Here is a 12468-nt window from a genome sequence, read left to right as displayed (position 1 = left end):
CAATCCCTGGTCAGGCTACCCGCTATGGATAGATCACAAAAGATCTTCATCGCCGTTACCCGTCCGAAAATTCGGGTGATCCTCATCAGCGATGTTTGCCAGATGGAGCGGCACCGGCCAGCGAGTCTGAGCGTCCCAGGACAGGGGCTGTGCACACAGCCGAGAGGCCATCGCCACCGCGTGATCCTCGTTGATCAGCCCCGGCCGGACCACGACGAACTCCGTGCAGGTGAAGGCATGCCAGTTGTTGCCCTGCTCGTCGACGCGCTTGGCGGGCAAGGTGAAGCGGGTGAAATCGGCTCCGACCCTGCCCTTGCTTCCCTGGTTGAACAGGCGTGAGGCATGGCCGAGCAGCCAACTCCGGCTCCCGTCGTCCCCGGCCAGTTCGTAGATCCGGTTGCGCGGCGAGGCCGGCTTGTCCGGGTCGGCGGACTGCTTGCCATCAGTGAAGGTCACCGGGCGGGGCACCGCCTCGTCGCTCGTCCCCACCCGGACCACAGTGATCTCCTCCGCCCGGGCGAGGCCGTCGCCGGGCAGTAGGCCCCGCCAGAGCTTGCCGTCGCAGAGCCCTGACCAGACCCGCCGCGTCTCGTCGGCGTCGGCCATCACCACGATCGGATCGTCGCCAGGCAACTCACTGAGCGCGTTGTCCACCAGGCCGCGGAGCCCGGCGAAGGCCTGCTGCTGGTTGCCGATGGCGGCTCCGATGGGGCCGGCGTGGAAGGCGGTCAGCCCGGCGACGTGCTGGAGCCAACCCTGACCGGGGACATACATACGCAGATCCCAGGGAGCCTGACGGTCCTGCTTGGCATGCAGGGCGACCATGGTGTGGACCAGGTACGGTCGGCTACCGTTGCCGTTCTTCGAGTTCTGGATCCGGACGTGGACACCGACCAGCCACATGTCGCGATCGAGTGGATGCGGCCGCAGATCGACGGCGGCAGCCAGGCGATCGTCCGTCATTCCGGCTGCCCGAAGCAGATCCTTGATCGCGGTGACCACGGGGAAATCCGGGTCGTTCTCCTTCTTTGGTTTCGCACGGGAACCGTCGGAACCCGGCGGGATCGCGATGAACTGGCTGGGCACGCTGAGCTTGGCCAGCTCTCGCCTGAGCGGCCCCTTGGCGTCGTCCGTCACTTTCTGCCCCTCGTAGGAGGTGTCCACGAGAGCGACGACCAAGGTGCCGGGTTCCGGCTTGAGCAACGGAGCCTGGTCGAGCAGCCGGGATCGGTCGGCGACGCCGTGCGCGAGTGTTTCGGGCAGGTCGAAGGCCACGAAATCCGATGTCGTCGTCAGCGGGTGAATGGTGCCCAGCTCCGAGGAGAGCGGCTCCTGGCGATAGCCGTCGAGCGCGAGCCGTACCCGATCCCGAGTGGCTGAATGCGCCGAGAGGTGAACAATACGGAGCCGGTCCAGGCCGGCCGCCCTTACCGCCGTGTCCAGTGACGCGGAACCGATAGGGGCGTCGGCGGCGTTCTTGAGCACCTTCGTCCGGGTGAGCTGATAGGTCACCGGCTCGACGCCGGCCAGCTTGTCGGCGTGCTCGGCGAATCGGAGATAGGTTCTGGCACCCACTCCGGTCCCGAGCGGATGCGATCCGTTGACACTCCGCCAGGCCCGGACCCGCTCGGGGCGAGCGACCAGGACATCCTCTCCCCAGGGCAGCGGTTCGAGGCCGCATTCCTCGACGACCTGCGCACTGTAGTCGCGGCACAGGCTGACGAACCCGGTCTCCGTCCTGATCGTGCCGACTGGGACACGGAGCAGGGTCGGCCGGCCGTGGTCGATCCACGCGGACTTCACCCTCGGCCAGGCGGAGACCAGCCTGGCCAGGCTGATGGTCGGCATGCACACCAGATCGCCGATGCCCGGCAACGTCTTCACGCTGAGCGAGATCTTGATGATGCCGGTGGCCAGGCCGCCTTTGCGCAGCGGCAGCGTGATCGGGTCATCCCACGCCACCATGTCACCGTTGCTGTCTAGCCGGAATTCCACCTCGCGACTGTCGAACCGGACAGGTGTCTCGGCGAGCGCCCTCGCCAGGTTCCAGCGCAGAACTCGGTAGACCCAGTTGGACGCGGTGACGCGGCCGGGGACGGTTGTGTCGACCTCGTCCGCGACATGCAGCCGCTCCGGGGTGATCTCGCTGATCAGTGGCCCGATGACGTTGGCGTCGATGTTGCCACGCGCGAGACGCTCCCAGACGCGGGTGGCCCGCCGCAGCAGTGCCGGGGGAATCTGCGCTGTGGTGATCAGCCAGGGTGGATCCTGGTAGGTGCGCGGTCCCCGAAGGATCATGACCGGCTGACCGGTGACCGCGCTCAGCGCGGTGGCCAGCGACTGGTACGGCGCGCGGGCGTGCTCGTTGTTCGACTTGCGTCGCCACACTTCGCTGAGCTGGTCGAAGGCAGCGGTGAGAGCAGTCGTCATCGGATAGGCCCAGACCTCGCCCAGGAGGCCCGTGGGGATACGGAAGGCGTTGGTGATCATCATGGGAGGTCTCCCGCGGAGGTTAGGCGGTTCATGCGATCCGCGAAGTCGAAGAAGGCAAGGAGGGTCGGGCCGTAAAGGGTGGTCAGCCGGGCCAGTTCGCCGGTGTCCTGCCAGCGCTCCCGCAACCTGGCGATGAGGTGGGGCAGGTCGGAGCGGCCACCGGCGTCGAAAAAGGCGTCGTCCACGAGGTAGACCTCGCCAGGGGTGCCGCCCCGTCGAGCCCGGCCAACCAGCTGGATGAGACCGATCATGATTTCCGCCACGATGCCGAGCTGCACCCATTCCGGGAGCGAGCGAAAGTACTGCGCGGAGCGGACTATCTCCTCGAAGTGCCGGCCCGCCTGCTTCATCCGCTCGTCGAGCCGATCGAGCGCGTCCCTGGCGTCGGGGTCGGTGCGGAGCGTGTCGGACCAGAGCCGGTGGTTGATGTGCCCGAGTAGTTCGGCCGGTTCGTCGAGGATCGGGATGGGGCGGACGACCATGTAGATCGCCCCGAGCGCGGACACCTCACCGTCCAGGATGTTCACCCCGCGCTCCACCAGAGCGAGTGGCGCGATGAGGATCTCCGCGCCGGTCTCGGGGAACGTCTGCACCCGGTCGGCCGGCAGGACATGCCAGCGGGTGTCCCGAGCGGTGTACTCCTGGCCCGCTCTGGAGAGCAGCGCGAGACTTCCCTGCGGAGCGCCCGCCCGGAGCATGCCCTCGGCGAGGATCAGCGCACTGTCATAAGAGGTGGTGGCGACAAGGATACGATCGCGTCCAGGGGTTCCGCGAGCCACCCGCTGTGCGGCCAGGTCCCGCAAGCGGCCAGCCAGCTTGAGGCGGTAGAGTCCCTCACCCACGTCGGCCAGATTCAGCTCACGCTGGCGCCCTTGGACACCGGAGATCCGCACGGCGCCGTCGCCGGTGTAGACGCGGGCATCGTGGATCGTCACCCCCGAGGCGTCCGTGTCCGGGACGAACCAGGTCGGCTCGGTGAAGACATGGTGGTGGGGCGCACCGGGAAAGTAGCTGGTGGCGGAGAGTCCGAAGACGGCACGCGGCACCCCCACCTGACCCCTTGCGGTGAGCTCGCCGAGATAGCGGACATATCCGTGAGGGTCGCCGCCGAAAGCGGCTACCGACAGCGTAGTCTCCTCGGGAGCCTCCTCGCCATAACGCTCCTTGAACGCGAAGAACAAGCGGCCCAGCGGGCTGGCGGGCATGGCGTCCCAGCGGCTGAATCCGCCCAGCGCGTCAGCGATCGTCTCGGCGGCGTCCGCCCCCAGGGAGCGCAGGTGGGGCGTGTGGTAGAAGAGCTCGGACAACTTGCGGCGAAGGGGTTCGAGGTGAGCGCGGCGGACCAGACGATCCACAGTCGTGCCACGGGTCTGATCATCGGTAATGACGAGTCGGAGCGCCTCGGCTAGCGCCTGTTTGTGCTCCATCAGGATCCCTGTCCGGCAGCCAGCGGAGATCGCCGTCAGCGAGACGGTCATCTTCGCCCGAGCCTCGGCCGCCTCGTCCGCCCCGAGGTTGGCGAGTGGAAGCGGCGTCACCGAACGTGCGTCCGGGGCGCCGAAGATCGCCTGGAGCGCTTCGACCTCGTCGGAGGTGACCGGTCGGCCCGAGTCGGGCAGACCGAGCAGCCGGGCGACGATCCAGGCGTCGTAGCCTCGCGGCACCAGCCAGTGGTCGGTCCGGTAGGTGCGCTTGGACCTCCGCACGGGCGGCATCCAGCCTTTGGCGAGGTTGGCAATGTAGTGCTCGGAAAGCAGCCGCAGATCCGAGAGGATGGCCCGCACCTCACCATCGGATTCCGGCAGGACATTGCCGAAGATGCTCCGGAAATCGTCGTCGAGCCGATGAATCGGCGTACTCCTGCGCCCCTCGGCCAGCTTGAGGTGACGAGCGCTGCGATTGATTACCGAGCGCTGGAACTGGTCTACCTCGTCGATGACGATGAGCTGGCAGCGGCGCAGGAGGAACTCCTCCACGCTCATCTGATCAGTGGTCTCGTGACCAGCGTCCAGCGGGATGTGCATCCCACCGGAGAAGAAGGTGGCATGCGCCGTCACGATCACATCGGCGGTCACCGCCTGCCGCATGAGGCGGAACTTGCCGCAGCCATCGCGCCAGGGGCAGGCGTGCCGTCGGCCGTGCCGATGCTTGAAGCGCAGGTCGCGGCAGGGTTCCCGGCCCGGCGACCAGGTGTCTACGCTTTCCTCGGTCTCGGTGGCCCCGGACAGGGCGCAGCCATATGCGAGCCGTTCGAAGGCCCAATCCCCGAACGCCTGATTGGTCTTGGCTAGCTCCTCGGCATCCTTCATCACGCCTTTGGGCGAGACGAGCGGCGTGCATGATCCATCGATGCCCAGGAGGCGCAGGTTGCTCTCGATGTGGAAGGCGAGCTCGAGTGCGCCCACACGGGTGGGGACCACCAAGGCGATGGGCACGCCCTTTTCCGCCAGCAGAGTGCCGAGAACCTCCATCAGCACGCTCTTACCGAAGCCGGTCGGCGCCATGAGCGACTTGATGACATCGCCTGACTGGATCACCATCACGTCACCGCCGAAGCCGGAGAGGTTGGCGAAAAGGGCGTCCACTCGCTTGCGCCGGTGACTTTCCCCACGGGCGAGGTCGATGCGACCGGCCATCTTGCTGAGTTCGTCCACGGGGATCTCAACCTGCCCGACGCGGGGTGCCGATCTGACCTGAGGCGCCGAGGTCCGGGAGGTGCTCAGGTCGGTCAGGTCGAAGCAGGCTTCCACCGCGGTGCTCGACCGAAGGGTGGTGAAGTATCGCCCGGGCTTGGCGATCGGCAGGAGTGAATTGCCCTGGAGGGCGGTCAGCTTGCCGAGCAGCCGATCGGCGTGGTCTCGTGGCCGCAGGCCGTGGATGGGGATCACCGACCCGCCCGCGTAACGGTAGCCGTCGAGTTCGTCGGTGCTGCCCAGTTCGCGCAGGGCCTTGGCGAACACCTCCAGACTGGCGAGATCATCTCCCCGGTGCCGCAGAAGGGTGCTCAGCCGCTCACGATCTTCCTCGTTCAGCTGCCGATATCCGGACCAGACATCGATCCTGCCGGTCAGCAGGAGTTGCGCGCGCATCGCCGTACAGTCGGCAAAGAACGCTTCCGCCAGGGCGAACGCGCATGACACCACCAGCGGCCTGCTCTTCTTGCGTGGTGCGATCACTGTTCCTCCCGGGAAAGACGGCTGGTCCGCCGATAGATCTGGCTCTCCGTGGCGATGTCCATGCCTGGCAGGAGTCGCTTGAGTTGGGCAAGCTGGTCTCGCCGGTAGTCGGGGACAACCAGGACCCCCGCGGCGATCGGCCGGTCGGTCACCTTCGCGGCAAGCGCGGCGGGTGAAGAGAAGTCCTTGACGTCCAGGGTTACGAGCCAGTCGTCCTCCCCCGCCCTGCGGACACCGACGTCGAAACGGTCCTTGCCCGGGTAGAGGGCTGCGCTGACGCCCGGTAGCCGATCGAGACGATCATGCAGGCGGATCTCCACCACCCCCGGGACCACCACGAAACGCCAGATCGACTCGTCGACGCAGACGGCTCCATTGGCTGACTGCGCCCGGGGAGCCGGGGGCGCGCCGTCTGCGGGCAAAATCCGCAAGCCATCGGTCAGTGTGTAGGTGGCTCGATGCGGCCGGAAGCGACAGGTGACGTGGCCGGACGGCGAGATCGCCATGGGCCAGTGGCAGACGGGGCAGGCCCACCAGCGCCCCGCCTCCTGGCGGTGCTGCGGGATGGGCTCGTAGCTGACCAGCGGCCGCAGGCCAAGGTCCGTCTGCCGGTCCAGCAAGTCGTCCGACGCCCCCGCCGGGTGCTCGACGAGGAATCGGCGTCCCACGCTGTAGTCCTCGTCGGAGCCCGACACCAGACGCTGGAACGCCTCCTGCTCCACCTGCTCGGCCCGATGAGTGCGCCACTTCGGCAGCCATCGGGCTCCGGGATCCTCCTGACCGGCGAGGACCTCCGTGGTGTAGTCGCACGCGATGCCGTACGTGTCGTCGGTCAGGCGATCGTGCTCGTCGAGAATCACTAACTCGCCGAGGACGGGATCGGCACCCGACAGCCAGACGCCCAGCGGCTGGTGCAACAAGGCGACCAGCTCGGAGGGGGTGACCGGGGCGCTTCCCGGCCCAAGGTGCCGCATGATCACGCCGGTCATCCTGGCAACCTCAAGCCAGGCCTCGGGTTTCTCACGCCGGACGCTCCAGGCGTAGCCCGCGCGAACCGCCGCGGTGACAGGACGGGCCAGTGCCGTCAGGCTGGTGTTCATGAATCGTTCTCCAACTTGTTAGAAGGGCGGCTCGTCGTCATCGGCGAGCAGATCTGCCCGGATGCCAGGCCCGGGGAACGTCCCAGCTGGCGCGTCCGGGCACCAGCGGGACACCGGGCAGGATCCGCACCACCAGCCGGGCTTGGCCCGGAACTCGGTGTCGACGTGCCAGGCCCTGACCCGCCGATGGATGATCGCTCGCGCTGCGGCGACGATCTCAGGCTTGCTGGTGTCGAATTCCAGGACCGGCACTACCGCATCGGGGTGGAGCTGTTCCAGCTCCACGAGCCCATCGGTATCGCCGAACGTCCCAGCCGCGATCAGGCAGACTGCCAGCGCCAGCTGGGGAACCGCGTCCAGAGCGTTCTCCGCGGTGATCCCGCGCAATGCTGCGGAGGTCTTCTGTTCCCGATACACCAACCGTCCATCGACCCTGCGCAGCAGATCCGGGTTGGCCAAGACAAGGACATCGGAGGCGGAGTCATAGGCGGCGATCCTGGGCTCGGCACGCACATCGGTCACCGCTCCCGGTCCACGGAGCGGACATACCGTGAGGTGCTGAACCAGGTAGGGACGGGCACGCGCGTAGTCGGCCCGCTCCATCAGCTGCCGCGCGAGGCCGAAGTCCTCCGCGCCCGCCTCAGGAAGATCATCTGAGGAGCACGGGACACCACGTTCGTGAGCCACTTCCAGCCACCGGTGCACGTCGCGCCCGCGCATCTCCGCCTCGCCAGGAGTCCACTCCGAAGGCAGGTGCACCGACTTCAGGTGTGCCTGAGCCGGACAGAACTCGTAGTACCGGGAGGTGGTGATCGACCAGGTACGGCGGTGTGTACCGCGCTCAGCCAGGCCCAGCAGGCCGGGGACGACCGGCACCGCATCACACCCGTTCCTCGCCTTGCAGTCCACGCAGTTCCCACCGGGAGTACGACTTCCGCCGCGCAACAGACTGGTGGCTATCGGCTGGGCGCTGCTCTGGTAGGCCCGACGGATCTCTTCGGGTCCCATGTCGATCAGGACGCGGTCGGTCCCCGTGGTGAGGCCCACGTCGAGCACACGGATCCGCTGCGGCGTACGGTGGCCCATCTGGACGTTGACCGGAATCTCCGTATAGAGCTCCCGAGGGTTGACGACCGGTCGTCCTGCTGCCGCCACGAAGGCCATCGCCAGCGTGGACGCCTGCTCCGCCAACGGCTTTCCCATGCGCAGCCGCCGGAACTCCACATAGGACCCATCCGGGGACTCATACCAGCGTCCCCAGGCGGTCAACGCCCGGAACTTCTCCGCAGGGCCGACCTGGACGATGCGGGGATGACGGGCAGGTGCGATCACCACCTGCTCGTGCATGAGCTGAGCCGCTAGTGATTCGGCTACCTCGAGGTAGGTCGAGCAGGCGTGCCGTACCCAAGTCTCGACACCGGGGTGAATCACGCTCCGGCCACCGGCGAGGACCTTCTCCACGGCCTCCTCGATCTCGTCCCCGTCGAACTCCACCGCGTTGAGGACCTCCGTGACTGGGCCAAGCGGAAAGTTCTCCAGAGAGTTGTACCGGCGGCGCTCCCGAACGGTGGACCTCACCTTCGGCCGCGCCTTGAGGGCGGCGAAGTCTCGGCAGTTGGATTCCCGCTGGTCGAGAAGACTGGCGGACAAGCGGACAACGTCTGGGTTGCCCTCGAAGCGAGCGAAGTCCACGACTCCTCCTTATCGCACTGCAACCAAGTAGAGCGCATGGTTGCTCTGCAAACAAGAGATGATGTCGAACTCGACGTGAACTAGTCATTCTGGATAGGGTCGCTGCAACACGTGTTTGTGGAGGTCACGATGGGTGCTGAGGCGCTTGCGACGAGTGCGGAAATAGCCCGAATTGCTGGTAAAGATCGCGCTCTTATCGGCAACTGGCGGCGCCGTCACGCCGACTTTCCTCAGCCGGTAGGCGGGACAACCGCAAGCCCGTTGTTCTCCCTGCGAGAAGTGGAGGCGTGGCTGCAGGAGAACAAGCCCGACGTGCGGCTCTCTCCCGAAGGCAAGCTGTGGCATGCGCTCAAGGCTCTCGGTGATGACCTACGCCTCGCGCAGGTACTTGCCGCGACAGGAGCCTTCATAGCTCTCGTCCGGAACGGCGAGTGGCAGACGCTGGCCCACCTGAGTGATGAGGCCCTTGAGACGGAAGTCCCGGCGGTGGTGCGCAAGATCTTCCGCGGGCGAGCAGTCTTCCCCAGCAGGCTCCCGGCAGGGACCGGTCCGCTGCTGAGAGATCTGGCCGCACTCGCCCGCCAACAAGGCGCAGCGTCACTGTTTGAGTACTTCACCACACGCTTCCTGGAAGCACAGCAGCGCAGCTACGCCGCAAGTCCACCTGTCCTCGCGGAGTTGATGTCCGCCCTCGTGGGTAGCTTGCCGCGCACACTCCTCGATCCTGCCTGCGGAACAGGGACGTTACTCGTCGCGGCAGCTGAGGGGAACAGGCGGCTCCTCGGCCAGGAGCGCGACGCCGATCTCGCTCAGGTCGCGGCCATCCGACTGGCGCTCTCCACCGACCATGCCGTTGTGGGCATTGAAGACTCCCTCCACGCCGATGCGTTCGACGGCGAACAGGCAGACGCGGTCATGTGCAATCCGCCCTTCAACGAGAGGGACTGGGGGCCTGACGAACTGGCGGCCGACCCCAGGTGGGAGTACGGCCTCCCTCCGCGCATGGAGTCCGAACTGGCTTGGGTTCAGCACGGGTTGGCCCACGTCAAACCGGGAGGCGCTGTGGTGATACTCATGCCCGTCACTGCTGCCAACCGGCGCTCCGGCCGCCGGATCCGGGCAAACCTGATCCGCAAGGGAGCCCTTCGGGGCATCATCGATCTACCATCCTCGATGGCGTCCACTGCCGGAATTCCTGCACACCTGTGGCTCCTGGCCAAGCCCGTCCCAGGCAGCATGCCGCCTCCGACGGTATGGTTCGCGTCGGCGGCAGAGAATCGCATCGCTGAGATCGCCTCCGCGTGGACCGCATACCTGCGTGAGCCTACAGCGGAGCCTTCGATAGGCCAGTTGGTGGCGACTATGGATCTGCTGGATGACGACAACGATCTGACCCCTGCCAGATACCTCACCGGCGACGGATGGGATCCGACCACAGTTCAGTCACTCACGGGCGAAATCAACGACCTTCTTGAGCGCATCCGCCAACTGCTGCCGCGAGAGCCTCGTCCGGATCCGCTCGCTGTTTCCCTGACGACGGTAGGAGAACTGGCCCACGCGGGGATATTGGAGATCCATCGCCCCGGGAAGGACGAACAACTGTGGAGTGAGGCCAAGGACCTCGTCGTCACACCCCAGGCGGACCGCCTCGACGTCGAGGTCGCCCGACAACCCACAGTACTGGCGACACAGCAGACACTTATCCGGATCAATCGACGAGACGTTGAGCCAGAGTTCCTCGCCGGGTTCCTGCGGAGCGCCCACAACCTCCTACCCAGCGGCGGCTCCTCCTCCGGCATTAGGAAGGAGTTGCGAAAGGCCATCATCCCTAGACTACCCTCGCCCGAAGTGCAACGCACCTACGGAACGGTATTCCGCCAGCTGGAGGAGATGAGGACCGCTCTCCACGAAATATCAGGCAAGGGAGAGCTCCTCACCCGGCTCGCGCTGGATGAGATCACTCGCGCGTCACGGGCCTGATCTCGCGGCCTATGTCCGGTGGACACGAGGCGCTCCTCGATCTGTGAACGGGGCAATGTCACCTCGACCGGATCTCCACAAGATCAGCCATTCTTATCCTCCCGCCTACGTCGATTGGGGGCGGTAACGCCCATTGCCCAACGTAGAGGGTCGCGTGATACCCAGAATTACAAGAAGTCAACAATCGGTAATCCTGGGCAATCAGGGGGTCAGGGGTGCGAAGACGCCGCAGGAAGCGATGGATCGGCATTCTGTTTGGACTCTTCACCGTCGGAGCCGACGCATGCCAGTCAACGGAAACCGCCGCCTCACCTGCGACAAAGCCCTCTGATATGTCCCGTGTTTTCCGGACATCGGAGTAAATGGACTATATCATGCAGCAGCGCGAATATCGAACCACTCGTCGAGCACTTCCAACGGCGGCCGATATCCTAGCGCAGAATGCAGACAGCGCCGATTGTAGAAGACCTCTATATACCTGACCACAGCCCTACGAGCTTCCGGCACACTCGCGAATCTGCGATGATGGACGAACTCTGTCTTAAGCTTGCCGAAGAACGATTCGGCAAGCGAATTGTCGAAGCAGATCCCAGTCCGCCCGACCGACTGCCTCAAACCATGCCCGTTCAACGTGACAGCGAACTCGCGAGACGTATATTGACTTCCCTGAGCCGAGTGAAATATCGCTCCATCCGGAACATCGATCCGCCTGGCCGCCATGTCGAGAGCAGCACACACCAAACCGGCCGGATATCGCACATCCAACGCCCAGCCGATCACCGCCTTGGAAGAACAGTCGATGACCGTCGCCAGATACAACGGCCCTTCCTCGGTCTTGATCTCGGTGATGTCGCCGACCAGCTTGGCTCCGGGCTCCTCCGCGGTGAAGTCCCGCCCCGCCAGGTCCGGGACAGGGCTGGCAGCCCTGTCCGCCACGGTCAGCCCGCGACGCCGCTTCACCTGCACCGGCGTCAGCCTCAACTCCCGCATCAACGACCGCACCAGCTCGTCGTCGACCTTGACGCCCACCCGCGCCAACGCCGCATGGACCCGCCGGTAACCGTAGGTCCGCCCCGACTCGGCAAACACCTTCTCGATCAATGGTTTGAGGTCCTCACGACGTCGCCGCCCGGCCGACAGCGGACGATTCTTCCATTCGTAGTAGCCGGATCTCGACACCCCGAGAAGACCGCACATCATAGGCAGGCTGAAGTTAGCCTCCTCCGCGCGGATCAGCGAGAATTTCTCGCCGGCTACCGCTCCCTCGCAAAGAAGGCAGCACATTTTTTCAAGAGGGCATTCTCCTCCTCGAGTTCCGCGAGGCGGCGTTCCATCTCGCGTACCCGCGCCCGCTCCGCAGAGTCCCGAGCCTGTTCGGTATTACCCGACCTGCGGCGCTTCTCCTTGGCCACCCAGTTGCGCACGGTCTCCCGCGATACTCCAAAGTCCCTCGCCGCCTGACCAATCGTCAACCGCTCGTCCAAGACGGCCTTCACGACCTCGCCCTTGAACTCCTCTGAATAGTTCTTTCCCGCCACGGACCCTTCCTTCCAGACTACTCAGCACCCTACTTCCCGAGCTCGCCCCCGACCTGAGCAGATTGCCGTCATGAAGCGCAGAGTCCTTCTCGTCCTCGTCCTTCTTGCCCCTGGATGCACCATGACCGACACCACTCTCACCCAGGCGCAGGCCGATGCCCGTGTCCAGCAGCTCATCCGCGACACTGCTGGGGCGCTCACCCCCAAGCCCCGCCTGGAGCTGATACCCGATGGCTCCGGAGCCGACCGGTGTCTGGGTGAGGATGCCTCCGAGGGGATGGTCCACATCAATCGCGCGTACTGGCTCCGCGACGTTCCGGTGAGCGAGAACCTGAACCTCTCCCGCCAAGTAAAGGCCTACAGGCAAGCCCAGGGACATCGCATCACTGAGCTGTTTTCATCTTCGGCGGGCGCCTGCTGATCACAGCGTGATCGCGAGTCCGGCGTTCGCCTGAAGACGCAGAGAACCCCTGGTAGACGGGTGGATCA

8 protein-coding genes are annotated in these 12468 nt (G+C 65.6%); 2 read left to right on the top strand and 6 right to left on the bottom strand.

Annotation, left to right across the window (positions count from 1 at the left end; all coding sequences use genetic code 11):
* Positions 1 to 33: 33 nt before the first annotated feature.
* From ABD120_RS35240 to ABD120_RS35225, 4 genes are read right to left on the bottom strand one after another with little or no spacing between them, the layout of a single operon-like run.
* A complete protein-coding gene (locus ABD120_RS35240) occupies positions 34 to 2493 on the bottom strand; it encodes an RNaseH domain-containing protein (RefSeq protein WP_343954670.1) in 2460 nt (819 codons plus the stop codon).
* Positions 2490 to 5669, bottom strand: a complete 3180-nt coding sequence (locus ABD120_RS35235; protein WP_343954669.1) for an ATP-dependent DNA helicase — start codon at positions 5667 to 5669, stop codon at positions 2490 to 2492. The genes ABD120_RS35240 and ABD120_RS35235 overlap by 4 nt, the downstream gene beginning before the upstream one ends.
* Entirely contained in the window at positions 5666 to 6769 is a 1104-nt protein-coding gene (locus ABD120_RS35230) for a pPIWI_RE_Y domain-containing protein (protein ID WP_343954668.1), read from the bottom strand. The genes ABD120_RS35235 and ABD120_RS35230 overlap by 4 nt, the downstream gene beginning before the upstream one ends.
* Positions 6770 to 6787: 18 nt before the next feature.
* Positions 6788 to 8461: a PD-(D/E)XK nuclease family protein gene (locus ABD120_RS35225; protein ID WP_343954667.1), complete on the bottom strand. Its 1674-nt coding sequence runs from the start codon at positions 8459 to 8461 to the stop codon at positions 6788 to 6790.
* Positions 8462 to 8590: 129 nt separating this feature from the next.
* On the opposite strand from ABD120_RS35225, the gene ABD120_RS35220 reads away from it, so the two are divergent.
* A complete protein-coding gene (locus tag ABD120_RS35220; protein ID WP_343954666.1) occupies positions 8591 to 10441 on the top strand; it encodes an HsdM family class I SAM-dependent methyltransferase in 1851 nt (616 codons plus the stop codon).
* A 372-nt stretch (positions 10442 to 10813) separates the two neighbouring features.
* Here the strand turns inward: ABD120_RS35220 and ABD120_RS35215 are convergent, their stop codons facing one another.
* Both ABD120_RS35215 and ABD120_RS35210 read right to left on the bottom strand, forming a co-directional pair.
* The gene (locus ABD120_RS35215) at positions 10814 to 11725 is read right to left on the bottom strand and encodes an IS3 family transposase (protein ID WP_343954665.1); all 912 of its coding nucleotides are present in this window, start codon (positions 11723 to 11725) and stop codon (positions 10814 to 10816) included.
* Positions 11695 to 11979 (bottom strand): transposase, encoded by a 285-nt coding sequence (locus tag ABD120_RS35210; protein ID WP_343954664.1) that lies wholly within the window; start codon positions 11977 to 11979, stop codon positions 11695 to 11697. Before ABD120_RS35210 ends, ABD120_RS35215 begins: the two co-directional genes overlap by 31 nt.
* Positions 11980 to 12100: 121 nt before the next feature.
* Here ABD120_RS35210 and ABD120_RS35205 point away from each other — a divergent pair, with 121 nt between their 5' ends.
* On the top strand, positions 12101 to 12400 hold the full coding sequence (locus ABD120_RS35205; protein WP_343954663.1) for a hypothetical protein: 300 nt from the start codon (positions 12101 to 12103) through the stop codon (positions 12398 to 12400).
* Positions 12401 to 12468 lie beyond the last annotated feature (68 nt).

It is taken from the genome of Nonomuraea longicatena (assembly GCF_039525605.1).
Lineage (GTDB): Bacteria > Actinomycetota > Actinomycetes > Streptosporangiales > Streptosporangiaceae > Nonomuraea > Nonomuraea longicatena.
This window is presented reverse-complemented; position numbering and strand designations above follow the sequence as displayed.

Coding starts and splice junctions, on each gene's coding strand:
- ABD120_RS35240 (WP_343954670.1), bottom strand. CDS start 2,493: ATGATGATCACCAACGCCTTCCGTATCCCCACGGGCCTCCTGGGCGAG.
- ABD120_RS35230 (WP_343954668.1), bottom strand. CDS start 6,769: ATGAACACCAGCCTGACGGCACTGGCCCGTCCTGTCACCGCGGCGGTT.
- ABD120_RS35220 (WP_343954666.1), top strand. CDS start 8,591: ATGGGTGCTGAGGCGCTTGCGACGAGTGCGGAAATAGCCCGAATTGCT.
- ABD120_RS35215 (WP_343954665.1), bottom strand. CDS start 11,725: ATGTGCTGCCTTCTTTGCGAGGGAGCGGTAGCCGGCGAGAAATTCTCG.
- ABD120_RS35205 (WP_343954663.1), top strand. CDS start 12,101: ATGACCGACACCACTCTCACCCAGGCGCAGGCCGATGCCCGTGTCCAG.